We start from the raw sequence: 22,588 nt of genomic DNA on the forward strand, positions 1-22,588 counted from the left end.
TCGCAGCAATTTCTCTTGATCAAGGACGCAGGCAATAACAGGCCGGAAAACAGCTCATCTTGGCGGTCGTCGCCACTTCCGGGGTTACTCCACGCAACAGTCGCAGTGAGCGGCCTTCGCCAAGTGCGGCCGGCCGAGCTTCGAAAACATAAGCGTCAGCCACCCCACCGTCGATTGTTTCAGATCGACATGTGGGCCATCGTCAGCGGCACGTGGAGCGTATCATCTCAAGCGTTCGGTCTTGAGCGAAATGGAGACAAGCCGACATGCCTTTGAGGAGGCAAAGACAGTCCAGCGAGGCGGGTGCATCGATTACTCCTCGATGATTTCCAAGGCTCTTTCGGGGCAGGCTCGCACGCCCCTCCGCGCCATTGCTTCGTTTTCAGGGCTGACCTCGATTTCTCCGATAGCAATATAGCCGTCATCGTCCAGATCAAAGATATTAGGAGCAACGACCGCACAACGGGCATGACCCGAGCATTTTTCCTTATGAGCCTTGATCTTCATCGCATTTCTCCCGCGTTTCGGATGTCGCTTGGAAGGAACAGGCGCAGCCCGCCTCCTTCCAAGCGAAATATTTACCAGGCGATATTGAGATTGCGGACGGACATCAGGCCGGGATGAACTCTACGATCTTCGTCCGACTTCAGCGAGAACATCGGCAGGCGGGGCAAAGCTTCTTCAAGGGCGATACGGAGCTCCCGGCGCGCCAAGTGCGAACCGAGGCAGCGATGGGGGCCACCTGACAATGTGAAATGGCGGTTTGGCTGGCGATCAAGCATCACTTCGCGCGGACTATCAAATTCATTTGGGTCGAAATTGCCTGCGGTGTTCAGGCAGATCACCCAGTCGCCTTTCTTGACCTTCATTCCCGCCAATTCGGTATCCCGCTTCACCAAGCGCTGCGAATTGACCAGCGGCTGAGTGCGCAGGAACTCCTCGACCGCGTCAGGTATCTTGGCGGGGTTCTCACGAAGATATTGCTGCATCTTATGGTCCAGCGCGATGCGCCGGAACATCATTGCTATCGTTGCCGCCACCGTGTCGAGGCCACCAAGCCAAAGGAAGAACATAATGCCCATGATCTCATCGTCAGTGATCGGCCTGTCATCGACCATTCCATTCACAATGTCCGTGGTGATGCCTTCTGGCGATTCGCGACGAACCGTGCCGATGAACTCCCGCAAATAGGCTAGAATCCCCCTAAGTGCGGGAAGCTGGATATCGATGTTCATGCTGTGCAGAACTTTGTTTTCCCAATCTAGGAACGGCTCAAGCTGATCCTGCGGGAAACCCATCAGGTCCAGAAAGACTTGAACCGGGAATATCCTTGCAAACTCATATGAGAAATCGCAGTCCTCACGGCCATTTATGCATGTGTCGAGCAGTAGATTGGCGTTGCGGCGCATTTTCCCGTCGAGGTTGTCGACAGCCTTTGGCGAAAAGAAGGGATTGAGCAGCTTGCGATACTTCATGTGATCGGGTGGATCGATGCCAAGTGGAATGGCCGGCCATTTTTCTCCCGCAAGCCATTGATATGCAACAGTGCCTTCGGTCGAAAAGGTCTCGGCGTCTTGATACACATGGGTGATGTCGTCATAATGGGTCACCACCCATGCGCCCTTGCTCACTTGGCCTCTTACCGCCTTGGGTACATACATGATCCGCGGCGCGCCGCCCTTAAAGAACCGTTCGGTTTCACGATAGGGCTCGTCATAGTCCACAGGGACATAGCCAAATGCCCAATTCAAATCCCTTACCAACTCAGCTGGCACATGATCGGGAAGATTATCCGCCGGTACGGCATCCATATTGGGCTTGAAGTCAGTAACCATAAGATATCCTTCATTATTCAGTACTCGATCGAGCAGGAGAGACTTGCGGAAATCCGTCATCCTTGATACTGTCTGATATGAGAAGCTGCGAAGCGTCCGACGCATTGTCCTGGCTGCTCATCATTCACAGCCGAATAGATCGCATTCTACCACCATTGCGCACTGCCGTGCCTTGATCGATAGGCGCGTGAACATATGCTATTTTGGAATGCGACTGCATGCCGAGGGCTGCTCTCCCGAGCCTTTTTCACGTTTGTAGCGGCAATCTACACATTGCAGATGTACCGTGCAATAAAAATTGAAGCTTGTTCGATTTTCTCTCGGTCACTTTACATGGATCCCTCGTGCCGGGCCACGCAACCGTTATTGCAGTACATTTAACATTCCGATTGCGATCACCCGTAAATTATTCTTATAGAGGATTAAGATGATTAGGGACCGATTTCTGTAGGCGGCTTGCCTCGTCATCTCCGGCGGGCGGGAATTTCCAGCAGCCTTGTGAAGGGAAAGCCTTCGGCTGATTTTGTTTGTGGAGGGAAGGCATGACTACGAACATCGGTGCGACCGAAGCATTAGCCCTGTTCGCTGCACATTATGATTATAATACCATCTCGGAGGTGGCGCGAAGCCGGGGCATCGACTTGGTTGTTGATTACTTCGGTGTGAAGCTGGCGGCGGTGCGAAGCGAACTGGCGCATGCCGCGCTTGCAAGCTTCTCTCCGCATCCGGACCTGCCCGCCACGTTGGTGGGCTTATCCAGCTGCGCTTCGGCTGGCGACGCGGCCTTCTACCATGGCACGCTGGCGCATGGACTGGAATTTGATGATTCAACTCTCAACCCGGTGGGCCATCCCAGCACGGTAATCCTGCCTGCGCTGTTCGCACTTGCAGAACAAACAGGGGCGTCGGGCAAGGCACTCATGCAGGCCTATCATGCGGGGCTGGAAGTGCATTCGCGGCTTGGCGCGGCGCAGAAAGGCAATTGGAGTTTCGCAGGCGGCTGGTTGCCGATAGGCCATATCAGCCTTATTGGCGCGGCCGCTGCATGCGCCAATCTGCTGAAGCTGGACGCGGCTCACACGGCGCATGCAATCGGCCTTTCGGTGCAGTTCTGCGGCCAGCTCGCCGTGAACTCGGCCTCGCTTGCCAAGCCGTTCGGCGCTGGAAACTCGGCACGTTGCGGCCTCGTCGCCGCCCTGCTGGCAAGCAAAGGTGCAACCGCTGTCGATGCCGTGATCGAGCGGCCTGGCGGATTTGCCGACACCTTCTTCGGCGAGAAGTCTCATGACCTTGAAGGGGCGCTGGCCAAGCTGGGCAATCCCTTGCAGATCGAGGAGATAGGTATTGCGATAAAACGATACCCGTCCTGCTACGGTGCCCATTGGGGCAATGATGCGCTCATGGCCATTATGGAGGAGAACAAGCTGGCAGCGAACGATATTCGCAGCATCGAATTGGCGCATCCCGCCTCTGGCGCATTCCTCGATGCCCCTGATCCTCGCAATAGTGAAGAGGCGAAATTTTCACATCAGTATAATCTCGCGGTAACGGCGCTGGACGTTTTTCCTGGCGTTGCAAGCTTTTCAGAAGAGCGTGTCGCGCGACAAGACGTACGTGATTTTCTGGCGCGTGTGAAAACCAGGGTGCATGCGCCCGACCTGCCGACGCCGGCAGCATGGGAATATCGGGTTTCAGTGGAGACCACGGTCGGTCGGACGATTTCTCATTCCGTGCCACGGCCTCTTGGGCATCCCCGCCGTCCGATGAGCCAAGACGACGCTGCCCGCAAGTTCCTGAACTGCGCATCGGCAGCCCTTGACGGTGATGCAGCCGCTCAGCTGATGGACTTGCTGAAATCCATAGACAGCCTGAACGACATGAGGCCAATTTCGCGGCTGCTCGACCGGACCGCTCAGGTGGAGCTTGCAGCGTGAGCCCCCGCTGGAAAAATCGACCGGAAGGATCCAACTGGGGCGATTTTGGACCTGACGACCAACTCGGCCGAATGAACCTGCTGACCAACGAGACGCGGTTGGCCGCTATCCGTGAGGTGACGCACGGGCAGACGTTCAGCATGAGCCTACCGCTCGACTATCCGGGGGGTGACAAGGTCTCGATGGGCCGAAAGCCGCCACAGCTGGCTGCGGTTCAGTTGGCCGATGGAACCGAGAAGTATAATTTCGACTTAGCCCGCTTTGCGCCTGCTTTCACCGACGTGATAAATGACGACGTGATCTTGTTGCATACCCAATATTCTACCCAGTGGGACGCCCTAGGTCATGTTGGTTCTCTGTTCGACGCGGATGGCGATGGTAAGGCTAAAAAGGTATTCTACAACGGCTATCGTGGTGGAGAGCATCTCTCGCCCTCTGGCGAGGGCAAGGGCCCCTATGCGCATGCACTTGGCATCGATCGGCTCGCGGAAACGGGGGTGCAGGGGCGAGGCGTGCTCGTCGATCTCCACGCCGTATACGGCCGCGAGCGAATAAGGGTCGGCTATGCCGAGCTGATGGAAGTTATGGCGAAGCAGGGAGCCGAGGTGCGGCAGGGGGACTTTCTCTGCCTCTATACAGGCTTTGCGGACCTTGTGCTGGAAATGTGTGGAAATCCCGATGCGAAACTGCTGCATCATAGCTGTGCGGGACTTGCGGGCGAAGATCAGCAACTGCTCGACTGGATCACACATAGCGGTGTCGCTGCAATATGTTCGGACAATTCAGCAGTAGAAGCAGTGAAAACCAAACCTCGCGGCGAGGATTGTCACGCCATGTTGCCGCTGCACGAGCATTGCTTGTTCAAGCAAGGAATCCATCTGGGCGAACTATGGTATTTCTCGGAGCTGGCGAATTGGCTCGACCTGAACGGTAGACGATCGTTTCTACTGACGGCGCCCCCGCTGCGGATGCCTGGCAGCGTCGGATCGCCGGTCACGCCGGTAGCGACAGTGTGAGATAGCGTGGGTCGTCCACAAAATAGGTCCGTACGATGAGAGAACATGCGCCAATCTGGATATCGGGACTGCTGCTTGCGCTCTCCGGCTGCGAAGCCGGGTCGCGAAGCGGATCGGAAGCCGCAGCGGGAGACTGGCCGGCTTACGGCCGCACCGCAGATGAACAGCATTACAGTCCGCTCGATCAGATAAACGCCGAAACGGCACCTCGGCTGGGACTTGTGTGGTCCCATGATTTGCCAGTCGGAATGAGCGCGACCCAGCCGATCGAGCAAAGTGGCGTCGTTTACATCACGACCGGGCATAGCGATGTCACGGCGCTTGATGCTAAATCCGGCAGGCGCCAATGGATTTGGGAAAGCAACGCCCGCCAACTTGCCGGAGACAAGCTGAGGCAGGGATATGGCGCGCGGGGCCTTGCCTATTATGAGGGCCGTATCTTCGTTGGCACGCATGATGGCCGCCTCGTTGCCCTAGATGCCGCAACAGGCGAACCGGTCTGGACCGCGCAGACGGTCGCCAAGGGGGACAATGCCTATATTTCAGGTGCTCCGCGCGCATTCGATGGTAAGGTCATCATTGGCTTCGGGGGAGCCGATGGCGGGGGCGTGCGCGGTTATGTCAGCTGTTATGATAGCAGAACGGGAAAGCTGCTGTGGAAATTCTACATTGTCCCCGGTAATCCGGCCACTGCCACAGATGAGACCACCAAAGCAGTGTCAAGTAGCTGGCGCGGCCAGTGGTGGAAATCAGGTGGTGGGGGAACTGCTTGGAACGCGATAGTTTACGACCCTGAACTCAAGCGTTTCTATATCGGCACGGGCAATGGCTATCCTTATAACCAGAAGCTGCGCAGTCCGGGCGGAGGAGATAATCTTTATCTGTCTTCAATTGTTGCAGTCGATGCCGAAACCGGCAAGTATGTGTGGCACTATCAGATAAACCCTGGAGAACAATGGGATTACAAGGCAACTCAGGACATCACGCTTGCAACATTGGACATTCACGGCAGGCCGCGCAAAGTGTTGATGCAGGCGCCCACGAACGGCTTCTTTTATGTGCTGGACCGGGAAACCGGGAAATTGATATCGGCAAAGCCTTATACCAAGGTAACGTGGGCGAGCAAGATCGACCTCATAACGGGACGACCCGTTGAAAATCCGGGCGCACGATTTGAGAAAGGGCTGTTCGAGATGTGGCCGACCATTGCAGGTGGCCATAATTGGCCGCCGCAGTCTTTCAGTCCGAAAACCAAACTCGTCTATATTCCAACTATAAATCGCGGGATGTTTATCGGCGACGAAGGGCTCGACTTGACCACCCAAACACGAAAGGGTTATCCCAACAACATCAATGTTGGGATGGGCATTACCGGCAATTTTGAACCGTCCCTAGCCGGGCAAGGCAGCTTTCTGTTGGCTTGGGATCCGATTACGCAGAAAGCGCGCTGGAAGGTGCCGATGCCAGGATTTTGGCCCGCTGGTACGATGGTAACGGGCGGAAACTTGGTTTTTCAGGGGCAGATGGACAATAAGTTCCGGGCATATGACGCGGTGTCGGGCAACCCGGTCTGGAGTTATGATACGCGCGCCCCGATCGTTGCTGCGGCTATCAGCTACTCTGTCGAGGGCCGCCAGTACATCACTGTCCTTACTGGCAATGGCGGATCGAGCGGCGGCTATCATGGCGTGATGGAGCAGCAGTTCAAGATCGATTATCGTAGTCAAGCGCGCCGGGTGCTGACATTCGCGCTCGACGGGAAAAAGGCCTTGCCGCCCGCGCTCGCGGCTCCCCCAAAAATAAGGCCGGTTGACCCAGGCTATCGGGCCAATCCTGCGCTCGAGAGGCAAGGCGCCGGCTACTACGCCCTCGCCTGCGGAACTTGTCACGGCAGTGGAGGCGCGGCGGCGGGAACCGCGCCCGACCTCCGTATCTCACTGGCGACCCAATCAGAGGAAACATTTCTTGCGATTGTTCGTGAAGGGGTGCTGATGCCCCAAGGCATGCCTCGCTTTCAGGATATGCCGGAGAACTGGGTTCTTGCTATCCGCCAATATTTGCGCGCCCGCGGACAAGCACTTCCGCCGACCACGCGAAGCGGCGATGGATAAAAGGCTGGTCCAAGGCGGCATCAGGGAGGGGCGGATGGCTGGGTCGGAACCAAAACGGCATGCTGACGTCGGTCCAAGGGGTAATCGGGGGCGTGGCAGTTTACCTGGTTCTACGTTCCGATCACAGCCAAGCTTTCATGGGACAAAGTCGCACATGTCCATTTGAATATGTCGGCGGCAGTCGCTTCTGCACTCAGGTTCCGCCCGTTCCGGCCAACGAGGCTGAAGCCGCGCGTGCCAGAGCCATGGAGCCACAGACGATGGCATCTTCGTTGAAAAATCGTCGGCCGAACTGCTCGACCAGCCAGAGGTCGGATGCTGGAGACTGCGAAGAACAGTAATGTATCAGGTTCAGCTTCCCGAATGCGTCAGGCGGTTCGTCATGGCTTGCAGTTTTGGAAGCGTCCAATGCTATGGCTGATCGCGACGCTGTCCCTCAGATGCTATTCCTCGGCGATGCCCCGCCTGCTCACTGGATTCAGGCGGGAAGGGGCCCCAAGCTTAACGTTTCATTTTCCGAAGTGGCCTCGCGCACGCGCTTTGGAGAGAGTGGCACCTGGCGTATGACCTTTCCGGTTGCATCCGCAAAGGCCGCAGCAATGGCTGATGCGGGTAGTGCATTGGCAGCCTCTGCCCCGCCGCCGTAAACGCCGACATCGGGTTGTCCGGCAAGCACCACCTCAATTTCCGGCATGTCGGCCATGGTGAATATCGGATAACTTGCCCAATCTTGGCTGGTGACGATGCCTTCGTCGAACTGGACTTCCTCCCGAAGGGCTTGGCTCAATCCCATGGTAATGCCACCCTCAATCTGACGCTTGAGCTGCTTCGGGTTGATGACGATACCGGGATCGACCACGACGGTAACCTTTTCGACCCTGATGGTCCCATCGGAGGGAGTAACGGCGATTTCGCAGACGCACGCCCAATAAGAGCCTTGCCGAAATATCGTCGACACGCCGCGACCGCGGACCTGCGAGGATTTTGCCAATGATGCGCCGGGGGTAGGCGAAGGGCGGGGCACCCATCCCGAAACTTCGCGCACCTTCTCCAGCACGCCGACCACGCGTTTGTCCGTCGCATGGTCGATGCGGAATTGCAGCGGATCCTTCCCAGCAAGCATGGCCGCTTCGCTGATCGCCAGCTCACGCGGGAAGTTCTGTTGAAAATGCCCAGGCGTCCGCATGCTGCGGCAGCGCAGGCCGATGTTCAGAGGCGAGTCAGCTTCGCCGACCTGAGCGCTGCCGTGGGCCCGCTGCGCGTAGTCGCCCAAGCCGTCATAGAGCCACTGGTCCCACATCATGTTCGTGATGCCAACACCCATCCCTTCCTTCACCTGATCAGGCCGGGCTTCGGTGGGCATGCCGGCAAGCAACGCTCCGATCGGGCGATTTTCGTACATGGTCGGCATATAATGATCGGCTTTATAGGCGACCATCTTGCCGCTATCGTCCAGACCGATCTCGATATCCGAAAATCCTGCCGGAGACTGTGTCGACCACTGGACGTCTTCAGCCCGGCTCCATTGGACGCGGACCGGTTGGCCCAGCTCCTTTGAAAGGATGACGGCTTCGTCCTCACCTCCCGCAGATCCGCCATTCGACCGTCCATAATGGCCCGGACCCGGCAGTGAGCGTACCACGACCTTGTCCAGCGACGTATTCAGCATCCTTGCAATCTGTCGGCGCAACATTTGTGCATTCTGGACATGGGCGTATACGAACGCCGTGCCGTCTGGCTTCACATCGGCAACAGCCATGGACGGTCCGATCGGTACATGCTTCTGATAAGCCAGATAGTAGGACGCTTTATGGGTCCTTTCTGCAGCCTTCATGGAAACCGAAACATCGTCCTTGCCACCGGCCTTTTGGGCGGGCACCTTGGTCCAATTCAGCTTCCGAAGGGCGTGGTTGAGCCCGGCATTGCCAGGCAGGCCCTTCCATTCGGTCCACTTCGCCTCGCCGGCGAGAGCGCTGGCGGCCTGGACCGCCTCCCACTCATCAGGAGAAACGACCGCCACCAGATTTTTCTTTACTACCAGTCTTGTATTGGGGAACGCATTCTTGTCGAGAGTTCCCACCGACTTAAGCTTCGAGCCGAAGCTGGGAGGACGTATGATACGCGCATGCAGCATCTCGGGAAGTTTGAAATCGGACAACCAGTTCGTTGTACCAGAAACTTTCGATGCTATGACGCTGTTGTCGACTGACTTGCCGATGATCGTATATTCGCTCACCGGCTTGGTAGGGGGGGTTCCGCTAATCATAAGCCCCATCGGCCAGAGGGGCGTGACCGGGATCGTGAGCTTCAGTTCCTGTCCGCGCACCAGTTCGCCATAAGTGACGGACTTGCCGTTAGCCGTAAAGGTGCCGTCGCGGGCGACCAGTTTTTGGCGCGGAACATTCAGATGCTTAGCGCCGAGATCGAGCAGGGCTTGATAAACATAGGCGGCCGCCTTTCGGATGTTTGGCGAGCCTTCGCCGAGAAACGCATAGGACCCGCCGCCGTCCGGCGTCCTATCCGTATCGCCCATCACGATGGTGGTGATAGCATCCACCGTCGTGCTCATCTCTTCCGCAACGATTTGCCTGTAGGCGGTGAAGATGGTTCCCTGTCCGAAATCACTGTTGCCCGTTCGCATGACAATCGAATTGTCAGGCCGGACTTCCACCCACGATGCTGCATTGGTCGGGTCGATAGCCATGTCCTCGAGATATTCGGCCGTGCCGCCAACTGATTTGCAGCCGAACAGGCCGAAGCCTATCAGCAAGGCGCCGCCGCCTATCAGCTTGCGCCTCGTCAGCGTGGCCATCCCCGTGATCGGGATTGTTTGAGACCGATCCATAGGTTTAGCCCTTGTTCATGATGCCGGCGGCGCGGTGCACCGCATCTATAATTGCCGTATAGGTTCCGCACCGGCATAGCCGGGGCGATGGACCCGAAGTCGTGAAAGCTTCCTTGATCTGAGCGGTGGTCGGGCTCGGCGTCTTCTCCAGCAACTCGGTCGCTTTGATCATCATTCCGCTCTGGCAGAACCCGCACTGTGGTGTCTGTTCCTCGATCCAGGCCTGCTGAACCGGATGAAGCGGAGCATCCTTCACGCCGCTTTGGCCGTTTGCACGAGCCCAGCGGTTCGGTAGGCCTTCCAAAGTTGTGACCTCCTTTCCTTCCGCCATCGCCAACGGAGTCACACAGGACCGGATTTCCTCTCCATCCAGTAGCACGGAGCAGACCCCGCATTGGGCCAGCCCACAACCGAACTGCGGCCCTTTGAGCCCCAACTCGTTGCGTAGAAAATAAAGCAATGGAGTATCAGCTGATGTGTTCGCTTTTCGTGGCGATCCATTCACAACGAGGGAGGTCATGTCTCATCCTATCACAATATATTATATCGGCGATTTTCAACATATTTCCGTAAGGCTTCAGCATGCTGCTTGGTCTTATCAATCGCGCACAGAACCGTTAGTCTACTGAACTGCGTAGCGAATTTTCCTGCCGATGATCGAGTGCATTCGCCACGGTCGCCGTCAGCCTTGTTCAACATCATTATAATGATATATATAATTTGAAGGGGGCCGTCGAGAAATTTTGTGGGCACGTCGGTCCTTCAAAACATCGAGGATGAAATGACCAACTTGGGACGAATCGCGATTGGTGGAACCGCTCTTGCCTTGCTTCTGGCTTGCTCAATTGCCCTGGCGGATGTTGCGGTAACACCGGAGGCGCGGTTGCGCGATGGCGGGGACGGCCGTGATTGGGCGGCCTACGGCGCGACCTACGGCGAACAGCACTTTAGCCCTTTGCAACAGATTAACCGGAGTAACGTCACCGAGCTGGGGCTTGCATGGTCAATGGACTTGCCTCCTGGTTTGTCCGCCGTTCAACCACTGGCTATTGACGGAATACTCTATTTTGGCGTCGGCTACAGCATCGTGCATGCGGTGGAAGCGGAAACTGGAAAGTTGTTGTGGAAGTATGACCCCGACACCGCGGGCGCGACAGAAGGGCGGTACCGTAAAGCCTGGGGCGTACGTGGCATCGCCTGGTGGAACGGCAATATATATACCGCTACGGTAGATGGACGGCTGATTGCGCTGGATGCTAAGTCCGGCAAGCCTTCATGGTCGGCCCAGGCCGCCGATTACAGCGCGGGCTACTACATAACCGGCGCACCGCGTGCCTTCGACGGTAAGATCATAATCGGCAATGCGGGCGCTGATTTCGCCGATGGCTGTACGCCGCCCGATTGTCCGGTCGTTCGCGGCTATGTCGCTGCCTATGATGCAAAGAGCGGAAAGATGCTCTGGCGCTTTTATACTGTTCCAGGCAACCCGGCCGTCGATAACGACGAAACCACGCATATGGCGGCAAAAAGTTGGGCGGGCGAGTGGTGGAAGAAGGGCGGCGGAGGAACTGTCTGGAATGCGATAACCTATGACAGGGACTTCAATCAAATGCTGATAGGAACCGGCAATGGTGCACCGCACCTTCATCGGGAGCGTAGCCAAGGCAAAGGCGACAATCTCTTCCTCGCTTCGATCGTCGCAATCGACGCCGGAACCGGTGCTTATAAATGGCATTATCAAGTAAATCCTGGTGAAACCTGGGACTATAACAACGCGATGGACATCCAGCTGGCCGATCTTCCGATTGGAGGCACCATGCGGAAAGTGGCCATCCACGCGCCGAAGAACGGCTTTGTATATGTAATCGACCGGAAATCCGGAAAGCTGCTGTCGGCAAGCAACTGGGTGCCGGCGACCTGGGCCAGCGGGATCGACATGAAAACCGGGCGGCCGCTGGAAAATCCGGCCGCGCGGGATCTTGGCGACAAAAGCTTCATCATGCAGCCCGGCTCGATGGGCGCGCATAATTGGCAGCCATCCGCCTATAGCCCCACATCGGGTCTGCTCTATATTCCCACCTTGTATAACCAGCCCTCGGCGTACGAGCGGGGAGCCCGTCCAGGCAAAAGGGAGGGCAAGCCAGGAATGGAGGGCAACGGTCTGGACCTTCCTTCCGCGTTCACGATGCCGACCCAGCAGCGCTCAGAGCTCACGGCCTGGGATCCGGTCACGCAAAAAGCTGTCTGGCGGCTTCCAACGCCGGGGCCGTTCAACGGCGGGTTGATGGCCACTGCATCTGGACTTATTTTTCAGGGGCAGGTCGATGGCCGGTTCGTTGCGCATGATAGCAAATCAGGTAAAGCCCTATGGTCGTTCCTTGGCCAGACCGCGATCATCGGGGCGCCGATTACTTTTTTGGCGGGCGGCAAGCAATATGTCACGGTGTTGACGGGCATAGGCGCATCACCCGCCGTTCTGGGCCCGCAACTCAGCCAGTTTGGCGTTCGCTACGATCAGCCGCGCCGTGTGCTTACCTTTAGGCTAGGCGGCAAGGCGAGGCTGCCGAAGCCCACTCCGCCCACTCCGCTCGTCTTCCCTGACGATCCGACGTTCAAGCCGGACTCAATCAAGGCGAAGCGTGGCCAGCTTCTCTACACGTTCAACTGCATGAGCTGCCATGGCTTGGATGGGGTTGCGGGAGGGCAGGCGCCGGACCTGCGAGCCTCTTCGGTGCCTCAGTCCTCCGAGGCATTCAGGACGGTGGTCGTTGACGGGGTGCTCAGTTCGTCAGGCATGCCGCGTATCGATGGCTTGGACAATATTACGTTGAATGACATCGGCCATTATATTCGGACACGCGCAGCGGAAAGTCGCGCCAATGCCAGAGCGGCGGCAGCACCCCGTTGAATGCTATACGGCGGCAAACGCTAATTCAGTCCCAGCTATTGCTTTATATCATATAGATATTTAGTGTCAGAGGGTATGGCCGCTAAACTGTTCAGCGGCAGAAGAATCTAAAAGCGCCTTTAGCCTCCAACTTGTTGGGAGTGTTCAGACAGGCGCGTTGACGATTGCGAGGGGTGCATGATTGATCTTCTGACCATTGCGGATGAGCAGGAAATTGCGGACACGATCGCACGGAAGCTGGCGGAGACCTATCCGGTCAGTCGGTTCCGGGTTCCTGCCCATGATCGTCCGACTGCAGATGACACCGTTCTCTCCACCTTGGCAGAGATGGGAACGCTTGGTCTGGGCGTGCCGGAGACGGCCGGAGGGTTGGGCCTGGGATGTGCGATCGAGGCGTTGGCCTTTCGCGAATATGGCCGATTCCTCGTTTCGCCAGCCATTTTGGGCACGATCATGGCCGCGCGGATTGCCGCTGCTGCTGGTGACGAGACGCGAGCCGGCGACCTCGTTTCCGGTCGCACGCGCGTGGGCGTCGGCATTGCGGCTATAGGCGAGGGCGGCCGCTTGGATGGTGACGTGCAACTGTTCGAGCTCGGTCCCGAACGCCTTTTCGTATTGTGGAACGAAGCCGGCGCTGGCCTATATAATATAGATGCCCTCGCTTGCAGGGTGGTAAAGGGACTCGACGAAACATTGACCATGGAAGTGGCGGCCAATTCTAAACTTGATCCGCTGCTATGGGTTGATGCATCCAGCGAACCTTTGCCGCTGTTCGCCAGCCTGTTTTCTGCCTCCCTGATGGTCGGTATGGGCGAAGCGGCGCGCGACATGGCCGTCGAATATGCGAAGACGCGGGAGCAATATGGAAAGCCGATAGGCCATTTTCAGGCAGTGGCTCACAAATGCGCCGATATGGCGTTGCATCTGGAAGCTGCCTGGTGCGAAACGATATATGCGGCGCTCGATATGCAGGAGGGTGGAGCAGGGGCCCCATTCCATGTTCTGAACGCTAAGATCTTGGCGGCCAAAGCTTTGCTGGCGGCGGCAAAGGAGAATATTCAGATACATGGCGGCATGGGATACACCACCGAGGTCCCGGCCCATCACTTCATGAAGCGCGGCCATGTGCTGAGCGAAATCGGCGGCAGTGCGCGCCAAGTACGCACTCGCCTTCTTGACCTGCCCTTCGTATCGTAAGCGCCTGAGGATAATATATACGTATGGAATTGACATATTCCTTGGAAGAGGTTGCGTTTCGGCAGGAAGCCAGGATCTGGCTGGAAGCCAATGTGCCTAATGGCCCACTGCCTCCGATCGGGCCGGAACAGCGCGAATATCTGCTCGCCTGGCAGCGCAAGCAGTATGAGGCCGGTTGGGCGGGGATTTCCTGGCCTGTGGAATATGGCGGCCGCGGACTGCCTCCCATCGAGCAGGCTATCTGGTATGAGGAATGCGCCCGAGCCGACGCCCCGGAGGCGGCGTGTCTTTTTGTTGGGCTGAATCATGGTGGACCGACACTGATCACGAAGGGCAATGAGGAGCAGAAGGCCTTTCACTTGCCCAAGATACTGAGGGGCGAGGTAATCTGGTGCCAGGGCTTTTCCGAACCAGGCGCCGGTTCCGACCTCGCCAACATCAAGACGCGCGGTGAGATCGAAGGCGATTATCTGGTAGTCAATGGTCAAAAGATCTGGACCAGCTTCGCTCAGATCGCAGATTATCAGGAACTGGTCGTCAGGACCGAGCCGGGGTCAGAACGACACAGGGGGCTGACCTGGCTCATTTGCGACATGAAGACTCCAGGCATCACCGTCCGCCCCATCGAATCGCTGGACGGGCAATATCATAATTGCGAAGTCTTCTACGACAATGTGCGCATACCGCTCAGCAATGTAGTGGGCGACATGGGCGACGGTTGGAGAGTCGCAATGTCGACTCTGTCGTTTGAACGGGGCAGCGCGTTCATGCAGGCGCAGCTGGAACTGTCCCAGCGGGTCGAACGCCTGATCGACCTGGCTGGCTGCGAACGCGATGTTCTGGGACGGCCGCTGATCAAGGATAGTGCGGTAGCGAATGAACTCGCCGCGTTGCGCGGCGAGGTGAATGCAATGCGAGCGATGACGCTGATGGCCGTGTCCCGCGGCCGGCGCGAGGTCATGCCCGGACCCGAGGGTACGATGCTCGCGCTATATTATGCCGAGTTGATCCAGAAAGTGCTGCGTACCGCCATGGAACTGCTGGGTACGCGCACCTTGTTTAGGGAAGGCCAATGGGCCGACTGGAGCGACGATTATCTCAAGCATTTTGCCCGCACCATTGGCGGGGGTACCGCGGAGATTCGCCGCAACATCATCAGTCAGCGCGTTCTGGGTTTGCCGCGCTGAATGGCTGGCACCTGCGACAGGAAAGACATGATGACCACACGGATACTGCCTCGCCCCTTGCCTGAGCTGTCCGAAATGAACAATTATTTCTGGACGTCGGGCAGGGTCGGCAAGCTGCAGATACGCCGTTGCGGCGAGTGTGGCACATATCATCACCCTTATCAGGGAGCCTGCCATATATGCGGTTCGCGCAATGTCGGCCCGCGGGAGGTGTCCGGACGGGGAACTGTCGTGGCGGTAACCATCAATCACCAGCCGTGGTTTCCCGGCGTTCCCGTTCCCTACGTCCTGGCGCTTGTCGAGCTCGAGGAACAGGCGAGCATAAGGCTGATGACCAATCTTCCCGGTGTTTCGGTGGAGGAGGCGAAGCCCGGCATGCAGGTGGAAGTCTGCTTCGAGCAGCATGGCGAGATCTACGTTCCGCAGTTCCGCAAAGCCGGAGGCCCGGCGCAATGACCATCGTTAATGAAAGGCTGGTCGCCATTTCTGGCATCGGTCAATCGAGAATCTTTCGCAAGCCCACGGTTTACCCGTTCGAGCTTGCTGTTGATGCGTGCATCGCGGCAATCCAGGATGCCGGGCTGACTGCGGCGGACGTCGATGGTATTGCGACCTGGCCGGGCGGAGAACCGGGCGTTGGCCATGGCAGTACTGCGGCGTCCGTCGTTGACGTCAAGAACAGTCTTGGCCTCAAGCTGAACTGGTATAGCTCGGGGCGCGGTCCGTCGCAGTTCGGCGCTATTGCCAATGCCATTGGCGCAATTGCCGCAGGACTTTGCAACCATGTTCTGTGTTTCCGGGCCGAGGGCGAGCGCTGGGTACCTACTTATGGCAGGGCATTCGCGTCCGGCGAGCTGCCCGTCGCTTCTGGCTATTTCGAATGGATGCTCCCTTATTGGTCGCCTTCTGCAGGCAATTGGACGGCGCTTCATGCCGATCTCCACATGCGTCGAACCGGGCTGACGCGCGAACAGCTGGGCTGGATCCCCGTCACTCAGCGTCGCTTTGCAGCAATGAACGAGGCGGCGGTCTATCGTGAGCCGATGACGCATGACGACTACATGTCCGCCCGCATGATCTCGACGCCCTTGTGCATTTATGATTGTGATGTCCCTATAGACGGCGCTGCCGCGGTCGTTATCTCGCGGCTCGACGCCGCGCGTGAGCTTCCCCAAAAGCCAGTGCGGTTCGAGGCGGTAGGTACGGCGATATACGATCATGACAGCTGGTTCGGTCGGTCGGATTTCCCCAACATGGCCATGCACGACGCTGCAAAGATGATGTGGCAGCGCACCGATCTTAAACCGTCCGACATCGATACCGCGCATCTTTATGACGGCTTTAGCTGGATGGTGGTGGCGTGGATGGAGGCACTTGGCCTCACAAAGCCCGGCGAGACTGGCGCTTTCATCGAAGGTGGGCAGAGGATCGGGCTGGAGGGCGACCTGCCACTTAACACGAATGGCGGCCAATTGTCGGAAGGGCGGCTGCACGCTTTTAGCCACTTGATCGAAGCGGTGCGGCAGTTGCGTGGCACGGCGGGTCCGCGTCAGGTGAAGGACGCGGAGGTGTCGGTCTGCGGCGCGGGCGGGGGTGTTTACGGTGCGAGTTTCCTGCTGACCTGCGCTTGAGATAAGCTCAGCAAATGGGTGCTCGACGGATGGTTCAGTTATCAAAAGCAACTACCGTTGTCTTGGAGACGAAGAACCGGGACCGACAGGTGAAGATGCTTCGAATCCGGCCGGTCGGGCTCTGATCGTTCGGCTACAGGCGATATTGCTGTCACGGGTGATATCATAGGATGAATAAGCCGAGGACTGTTGGCCAAGGTCTGCGCAATCAGGTCGTGCAACTGTTCCGGTCCAACCGCGGCATCCGCTTGTTGTGACAGGGCCACTCTCTTCCTGTGACACTCATGATCATCACGACACCGTGCTGGGCACGGCCTGCGACTGCTCGTCCGTCACCGACTGTATCACTGCTCGCACTTGCTGACCAGCATATGGCGGGTCGCGTCCAGCCAACGATCGGACCCGCGGACGCTCTCTGCACTAAAATCTGAGGGCAAGTCGATTACGTTATCAAAGCCTGCTTATTCGGCGCCATGGAAGTGAGACGATGAAGCTCGCATACATCCACTAATGGCATGACGACATGCTCGGGATTCACCTCCCAAGATTGATACTATGTCCTGCAAAACGCACCGTTGGCTGCCAGTAGTACCATGCGGCGATCCCGAAATGGCCTATTACCCGTCATGCACAAGCATGACGGACATTTCCAGGTAAGCGGGCAGGCACTGCCAGTTCGACCCGGTCAAAGCCGCAGATGGCCCCCAAGGCCTGCCATGGTAGCTCTTCTCGTAGTAACAAAACTGTAGGCGATTAGCCCGTGTCGGCAAGCATCGCCCTCTCATGCATGCGGATGCCGCCCACGATCTGACGCAACACGACGGCCCGCTTTAAGTACAGATGTGCGCCGGTTTCGGCGGAATAACCCATCGCTCCATGCGTCTGGATATTAGTTGTCGCGTTGCGGAGGCCCGCATCGATGCCAACGAGCAACGCCGCGGTAACTTGCTGCGTCGCGTCGGGGAAACCGTCTCGCAAGGCGATCGCGGCGTAATAAACCTGATTTGTCGCCGCTTCGCTACGCAGCGCGCAATCGGCCAAGGGATGGGCAATTCCTTGAAAGGTGCCAATAGGTTTGTCGAACTGTTCGCGTGTCTTGGCATATTCTGCGCCCATGTGAAGAGCTGCTTGACCTGTGCCGGTCAGTTGCGCCGCCGCGAACAGCATCGCGACTTGCCAGATCCCCTCTTTCCCGCCAACGGACCATGGCTTTACAGCGGTGATCGTCGCTCTGCTCGCCGAAGCTGACGCGTCCATGCTCTCGACTTGTTCATGCGTCGCAACGTCGCTCGCTGGAACAAGGCAGCCGCCATGGGGTGAGAGCGCAAGGTATAGATCGCCATCGCCAACAAAATAGGCGTCGCCAGAGGGGCCAGTGCTACTCCGCGGCCAGCCTTGAACAGGCACGGCAAAGCCTATTTTTTCCCTGCCGATGATCAGGGCCTTGCACAAAGCTGTCTCTCCATTAGCCGCAGCCAGCCGCGCTGCGAGCATTGTGGCGAGAATACGGATGTCGGCAACGTGACGGCCCAGCTTAATATGGATCAGAGCCTCGTCAGCGACGCTGAGCCCGAAGCCGCCATCCGCTTCCGACAGGCCTGCACCCAGATAGCCGAGTTCGGCAATTGTGGATATGTCCGTTTTTCCCAAGCCCTGACTTGCCAGCGCGCGCGCTATGCCCTCGACGATCTCGAGCTGATCATCTGAGGGAAGTATGTCGATGCTGCTCACGTCAATAGCTCCTTGGGAGACCCAGCATCGTCTTGGCAATGATGTTACGGCGTACTTCGGCCGAACCGCCCGCGATGACGTACATACGATCAGTCAGAAAGCCGCGCGTCCATTTTTCGAGCAGCGAGTCCAGCGCGAGAATGTCGCCGCCCAGCACGTCAAGACCAGTCAGCCGGACGCGCTGAAGCAGCTCGCCGAAATATAGATAGGGTAAGGCGCCTTCGGGGCCGGGCTGATTGCCTCGATTTTGTTTCGATATGGTGGCGTAGGTCATCGCGCAAAGGGCAGATGCCTCGGCGCGATGACGTGCAAGCCTGGCCGCCAGTTCTTCGTCGGCGATCATCGGCCGGCCGTCTGGCCCGGTCCGCGTGCGGGCAAGCTCGATCAGATTTTCGACCGTGTTGACAAGATCGGCACTGTGGCTTGCAGCTGCGGCGATGCGTTCGTTATTGAGCGTCACCATTCCCATTTGCCAGCCATTGCCAAGGCCCCCGACCACATTGGTGAGCGGAACCCGCACATTGTCATAAAATACCCCGCAGAAATGCTGGTCATTCGCGATGGTATCGAGGGGGCGGACGTCGATTCCCGGAGTTTTCATGTCAACGATCAGCCAACTAATTCCCTTATGCTTGCCGATCCCGGATTCGGTACGAACCAGCGTTTCCTGCCAGTCAGCGAACTGACCGAAGCTTGTCCAGATTTTCTGGCCATTGAGGACGAGGTGATCGCCGTCAATTTCTGCGCGCATGCGTATGCCGCCCAGATCCGAGCCGGCTCCGGGTTCGGAGAAGCCTTGGCACCAAAGCACATCGCCCTTCAGTATTTGAGGTAGATGGAAGGATTTTTGCTCGTCGGAGCCGGCGGCGATGATCGTCGGCGCGGCATGGTTGAGGGCCGGGCTGAGGCTGTTGACGCCAGGGGCGCCAGCCTTAGCCAATTCCTCAAAATATATGAGCTGCTCGACCGCACTAAGGCCGGCACCGCCATAATCCTTCGGCCAGGTGACCGCGCCGAACCCCCCCTCATATTTAGCCTTCTGCCATGCCAGATCGAAATCGCGGATTGCCCTGCCTCGCGGCGGCCGGGGCGCTTTCGGCTTGTGATCTACCAACCAATCGCGCACGCGTTCCCGGAACAGGCGTTCCTCTGCGGAAAACTCTATTTTCAAGATATTTCCTCCCTGAAGCTCTTAGACTAGCTTCCGAAAACCTATACCTAATAAAAAACATTTAGATGTATGGCAAGGCCGTTTCACTTCCAATGGCCACTCGCCGCAGGACTGAAATTCGCCAGCAAATGGCCGTCGGGATCGTCGCTATCAAGGGGTATATCGCTGGACAACTCAGTTAAAAAGGCTCATGATATTTTCCCGGATGCGAAATTGCAGGGCCTAGACGAGGCTCATTGCCGCATCCGTACATGCGCTACGGCCGCGGCTCGGCTAGAAGATCGCTAGCGAGAATTGGTGTTCATGGGCGAGAAATTCTGGAACAGAATAGCAGCATCAGTCAGTCCCGACGGCCGGTACTTATTGCGAGTGATGTTGATCTGCACCTCTGCAGAACTGGAGAGAGGTTACACTTCTAATCCCACTGAGAGGAGAGAATCAGCTCATTCCTTGACAGATTACGTCGGCGGGTTCTGCTCGGGTCCCTTCGCCGGTTCGAAAGGCGGCGGCTGGAATACTCATTGGTGTAAGAGAATGTGGCTGGACTTGCCCGGCGCGCGAGTCAGCCCGGCCGATGATGGCCGATAGATTGGCGAGGGAGCTCCGGGTCCGGCCAGACGAGCAGGCGCTAGCTCGTCTGACTCAGATCGACCGGATCGAAGCAGAAGATCATTCTCCTTTGGGAAGTTGGCCGGCTCAGATCATCGATTTGGCACTGCCGCGCGCGGAAGAAGCCGCGCATGCTCTCTCGCATGTCGGCATGACGGGGCTATTAGGGATCGATCTCGCGGGCGATTTGCCGCCGGTCGATCCGGACCATTTTGACATGATGCTGACCATCCGTCCCGGTGCGCCCGCGCCTTGGGTGAGCCTTAGGGCTGATCGGATTGAAAGTGAGGCGGAAAGCATCCTTCAGGCGGTTTACCGCACACCCGTGACGGCGACATCACTTTGCCGCATATTGCGGATGAATGGCAACATGCCGTTTCGGGATGCAGTCGCCTTGGAGTCGTTTGCCTATTCAGCGTTGCTCGGCGGCAGCGAGTTCGGACATTGGAACTGCATGCGCGGCCCCGAGGGCAGTCTACAGACGAACCCGTTCCCGGTGGAAGTGGAACGCGAGGCGGACCATCTCACGATAACGCTGGCCGACCGCGCCAGCGGCAACGGCATGAGCGCCATTATGCGAGACGCCCTTTTCAATGCGCTGGTGGGGGCATTGGAGGATCCGACCTGTCCTAGGGTGAGCCTGCTGGGGAAGGGACGATGTTTCTCCACCGGCGGCGTGTTGGGCGAATTTGGCACGGCGCGCGATCTGGCACAGGCGCATATCATCCGCACGACAAGGTCATGCGCGCTATTGCTGCATGAACTTGGCGACCGCGCCGACGTGGTGCTGAACGGCGCTTGCATAGGGTCGGGGCTTGAAGTGCCCGTCGCGGCGGCGATCCGGCGCGCGACATCGGATGCCTGGTTCCAATTACCTGAAGTTAAAATGGGTTTGATCCCCGGCGCTGGTGGGACGGTGAGCATTACAAGAGCCATAGGCAGGCAGCGCGCATGCTATATGATGCTCAGCGGCCGCCGAATTTCAGCTAAAGCCGGACTCGATTGGGGGCTTGTGCAGGAGCTGGTATAGATATTGAGCTTTCTTGATCGGCGATGAAAACCGGTTCGCCGGCTATTATCGTCGCTGTTACTTTGACTTTCGACAATGCTGCTCGTGCCTGCTGCCAGGGGCAATCGAGAATGCACAGATCCGCAGCTTCGCCCGTTACGATCTTGCGAGGAGTAGCGGGAGCATCGGCACGTCCGGTATAAAGCGCAAGTGCTTCTTCGGGTGACAAGGCCTCGTCTTCGCCGAAACCGCCCGCACGATTAACCGCAGCATGCATCGACAGCCAGGGCGCAAGCCCTCCGAAAGGGGAGTCGCTGCCGGCCGCGAGCGGAACTCCAGCCCGGCGAAAGCTCGCCAGCCGATAGAGAAGCCCTAATTCGTCCTTTGGCACATCCCGGAGATAGGTTTCGCCCTTCTCCGCAAGAAAATGCGGCTGAGATACCACCGTTATTCCCAGCTTCGCAATCACGGCGATCGCCTCGTCGCTGGCTACCGATGCATGCTCGATACGGTCGGACGCGATCGGACCAGCCTGTTCCAGAGCGGCAAGCGCGAGGAAAAGCTCGGCTTGCGTGACGCAGTGGATCGCCGCGCCGCGTCCCTCGCGATGCGCGTCGCCGATCTCCGCGGCAAAAGCGTCAAGCGCGGGCAGATCATGGTCATGATAATGGAATTTTACGGCGCCCACCATCGGCAGCAGCTCTATCGGGCAGTCGGGCAAGAGCCTGCCCATCAGGATGATGCGCTGGGGCAGGTTAAATGCGGCGAATTCCCGCATATCCTGGACCGCGTTGCGGGCAGTCGCATCGGTCATTCCTGTCACGCCTTGCCGTAACAGCAACAGCGATAGTGGACGCAGATCGATGGAAGTTGGGGGCAGGGCCGTGCGCAACTCTTCGTCGCTGTCCAGAAGCCTCCCGTCACTGGGCACCACCATGGCAATTTGTTCGATTGCCGCGCTGTTCATGATCCACATTCGTCCGCTGCGGTGCTGAATGCGGACAGGCCGGGGCGGGCCGTGCCGGTCCAGCCAAGCCCGGTCGATGCGCAGATCGCCGCTTTCCTGATAGTTGAACCCGCGGAGCCAGCCCTTGCCCCTTTGCTCATTCAGGACCCGCGCCAAATCTTCCGCGCTGCTTACTACCGGAGGTCCGCATTGAACCGAGTTAAGCGCCGCGGCGCTTGCACGCAGGTGAATATGGTGATCGTGGAGCCCCGGTAGCAACGCGCCACCGGCCGCATTTACTACGACCTCTCCAGGCTTAGCCGGAAGCGCATCGCCAATGGCCATGATCCGCCCTTCTGCGAGCAAGAGATCGACATATTGGCCATCTAATTCTGCGGAACGGATCAGGACCATCGCTTTTTCTCAGCCTCCCGATCCAGTTGCTTGGCGCTAATGGT

General features: G+C 58.0%; 16 protein-coding genes. 9 read left to right on the plus strand and 7 right to left on the minus strand.

All coding sequences use genetic code 11. The features are described 5' to 3' along the window. Positions 1-312 precede the first annotated feature (312 nt). Both C1T17_RS02435 and C1T17_RS02440 read right to left on the minus strand, forming a co-directional pair. A complete protein-coding gene (locus C1T17_RS02435) occupies positions 313-507 on the minus strand; it encodes a ferredoxin (protein ID WP_104952053.1) in 195 nt (64 codons plus the stop codon). A gap of 71 nt (positions 508-578) precedes the next feature. Beyond that, the gene (locus tag C1T17_RS02440) at positions 579-1,895 is read right to left on the minus strand and encodes a cytochrome P450 (RefSeq protein ID WP_223262754.1); all 1,317 of its coding nucleotides are present in this window, start codon (positions 1,893-1,895) and stop codon (positions 579-581) included. Between the two features lie 482 nt (positions 1,896-2,377). Here C1T17_RS02440 and C1T17_RS02445 point away from each other — a divergent pair, with 482 nt between their 5' ends. The 3 genes from C1T17_RS02445 (at position 2,378) to C1T17_RS02455 (ending at position 6,896) form a co-directional block, all read left to right on the plus strand. Continuing rightward, positions 2,378-3,769: an MmgE/PrpD family protein gene (locus C1T17_RS02445; RefSeq protein ID WP_104952054.1), complete on the plus strand. Its 1,392-nt coding sequence runs from the start codon at positions 2,378-2,380 to the stop codon at positions 3,767-3,769. Between the two features lie 71 nt (positions 3,770-3,840). Then, positions 3,841-4,785 (plus strand): cyclase family protein, encoded by a 945-nt coding sequence (locus tag C1T17_RS02450; protein WP_104952055.1) that lies wholly within the window; start codon positions 3,841-3,843, stop codon positions 4,783-4,785. Between the two features lie 35 nt (positions 4,786-4,820). Further along, positions 4,821-6,896: a PQQ-dependent dehydrogenase, methanol/ethanol family gene (locus tag C1T17_RS02455; RefSeq protein ID WP_223262755.1), complete on the plus strand. Its 2,076-nt coding sequence runs from the start codon at positions 4,821-4,823 to the stop codon at positions 6,894-6,896. 478 nt (positions 6,897-7,374) lie between these two features. Here C1T17_RS02455 and C1T17_RS02460 read toward each other — a convergent pair whose 3' ends face one another. Beyond that, complete coding sequence (locus C1T17_RS02460) at positions 7,375-9,741, minus strand: xanthine dehydrogenase family protein molybdopterin-binding subunit (RefSeq protein WP_104952056.1); 2,367 nt, start codon at positions 9,739-9,741, stop codon at positions 7,375-7,377. A gap of 4 nt (positions 9,742-9,745) precedes the next feature. Continuing rightward, positions 9,746-10,261, minus strand: a complete 516-nt coding sequence (locus tag C1T17_RS02465) for a (2Fe-2S)-binding protein (RefSeq protein WP_104952057.1) — start codon at positions 10,259-10,261, stop codon at positions 9,746-9,748. Between the two features lie 261 nt (positions 10,262-10,522). Here C1T17_RS02465 and C1T17_RS02470 point away from each other — a divergent pair, with 261 nt between their 5' ends. The 5 genes from C1T17_RS02470 (at position 10,523) to C1T17_RS02490 (ending at position 16,664) form a co-directional block, all read left to right on the plus strand. Then, the gene (locus C1T17_RS02470) at positions 10,523-12,649 is read left to right on the plus strand and encodes a PQQ-dependent dehydrogenase, methanol/ethanol family (protein ID WP_145958938.1); all 2,127 of its coding nucleotides are present in this window, start codon (positions 10,523-10,525) and stop codon (positions 12,647-12,649) included. A 177-nt stretch (positions 12,650-12,826) separates the two neighbouring features. After that, positions 12,827-13,846, plus strand: a complete 1,020-nt coding sequence (locus tag C1T17_RS02475) for an acyl-CoA dehydrogenase (RefSeq protein WP_104952059.1) — start codon at positions 12,827-12,829, stop codon at positions 13,844-13,846. A 23-nt stretch (positions 13,847-13,869) separates the two neighbouring features. Continuing rightward, complete coding sequence (locus tag C1T17_RS02480) at positions 13,870-15,033, plus strand: acyl-CoA dehydrogenase family protein (RefSeq protein ID WP_104952060.1); 1,164 nt, start codon at positions 13,870-13,872, stop codon at positions 15,031-15,033. Between the two features lie 30 nt (positions 15,034-15,063). After that, the gene (locus tag C1T17_RS02485) at positions 15,064-15,489 is read left to right on the plus strand and encodes a Zn-ribbon domain-containing OB-fold protein (RefSeq protein WP_223262756.1); all 426 of its coding nucleotides are present in this window, start codon (positions 15,064-15,066) and stop codon (positions 15,487-15,489) included. Next, positions 15,486-16,664: a thiolase family protein gene (locus C1T17_RS02490; protein WP_223262757.1), complete on the plus strand. Its 1,179-nt coding sequence runs from the start codon at positions 15,486-15,488 to the stop codon at positions 16,662-16,664. Before C1T17_RS02485 ends, C1T17_RS02490 begins: the two co-directional genes overlap by 4 nt. 753 nt (positions 16,665-17,417) lie before the next feature. On the opposite strand, the gene C1T17_RS02495 is transcribed toward C1T17_RS02490, so the two are convergent. Together C1T17_RS02495 and C1T17_RS02500 are read right to left on the minus strand one after the other, a co-directional pair. After that, entirely contained in the window at positions 17,418-18,395 is a 978-nt protein-coding gene (locus C1T17_RS02495) for an acyl-CoA dehydrogenase (RefSeq protein ID WP_104952061.1), read from the minus strand. A gap of 1 nt (position 18,396) precedes the next feature. Next, entirely contained in the window at positions 18,397-19,566 is a 1,170-nt protein-coding gene (locus C1T17_RS02500; protein WP_104952062.1) for an acyl-CoA dehydrogenase family protein, read from the minus strand. Positions 19,567-20,155: 589 nt separating this feature from the next. Here C1T17_RS02500 and C1T17_RS02505 point away from each other — a divergent pair. Then, entirely contained in the window at positions 20,156-21,205 is a 1,050-nt protein-coding gene (locus C1T17_RS02505; protein ID WP_189338467.1) for an enoyl-CoA hydratase/isomerase family protein, read from the plus strand. Here C1T17_RS02505 and C1T17_RS02510 read toward each other — a convergent pair. Next, the gene (locus tag C1T17_RS02510) at positions 21,162-22,544 is read right to left on the minus strand and encodes an amidohydrolase family protein (RefSeq protein ID WP_104952064.1); all 1,383 of its coding nucleotides are present in this window, start codon (positions 22,542-22,544) and stop codon (positions 21,162-21,164) included. The genes C1T17_RS02505 and C1T17_RS02510 overlap by 44 nt on opposite strands. Positions 22,545-22,588: the final 44 nt, after the last annotated feature.

Origin of the sequence: Sphingobium sp. SCG-1, assembly GCF_002953135.1 — a bacterium.
Classification (GTDB): Bacteria; Pseudomonadota; Alphaproteobacteria; order Sphingomonadales; family Sphingomonadaceae; genus Sphingobium.

Coding starts and splice junctions, on each gene's coding strand:
- C1T17_RS02435 (WP_104952053.1), bottom strand. CDS start 507: ATGAAGATCAAGGCTCATAAGGAAAAATGCTCGGGTCATGCCCGTTGT.
- C1T17_RS02440 (WP_223262754.1), bottom strand. CDS start 1,895: ATGACGGATTTCCGCAAGTCTCTCCTGCTCGATCGAGTACTGAATAAT.
- C1T17_RS02445 (WP_104952054.1), top strand. CDS start 2,378: ATGACTACGAACATCGGTGCGACCGAAGCATTAGCCCTGTTCGCTGCA.
- C1T17_RS02450 (WP_104952055.1), top strand. CDS start 3,841: ATGAACCTGCTGACCAACGAGACGCGGTTGGCCGCTATCCGTGAGGTG.
- C1T17_RS02455 (WP_223262755.1), top strand. CDS start 4,821: ATGAGAGAACATGCGCCAATCTGGATATCGGGACTGCTGCTTGCGCTC.
- C1T17_RS02460 (WP_104952056.1), bottom strand. CDS start 9,741: ATGGATCGGTCTCAAACAATCCCGATCACGGGGATGGCCACGCTGACG.
- C1T17_RS02465 (WP_104952057.1), bottom strand. CDS start 10,261: ATGACCTCCCTCGTTGTGAATGGATCGCCACGAAAAGCGAACACATCA.
- C1T17_RS02470 (WP_145958938.1), top strand. CDS start 10,523: ATGACCAACTTGGGACGAATCGCGATTGGTGGAACCGCTCTTGCCTTG.
- C1T17_RS02475 (WP_104952059.1), top strand. CDS start 12,827: ATGATTGATCTTCTGACCATTGCGGATGAGCAGGAAATTGCGGACACG.
- C1T17_RS02480 (WP_104952060.1), top strand. CDS start 13,870: ATGGAATTGACATATTCCTTGGAAGAGGTTGCGTTTCGGCAGGAAGCC.
- C1T17_RS02485 (WP_223262756.1), top strand. CDS start 15,064: ATGACCACACGGATACTGCCTCGCCCCTTGCCTGAGCTGTCCGAAATG.
- C1T17_RS02490 (WP_223262757.1), top strand. CDS start 15,486: ATGACCATCGTTAATGAAAGGCTGGTCGCCATTTCTGGCATCGGTCAA.
- C1T17_RS02510 (WP_104952064.1), bottom strand. CDS start 22,544: ATGGTCCTGATCCGTTCCGCAGAATTAGATGGCCAATATGTCGATCTC.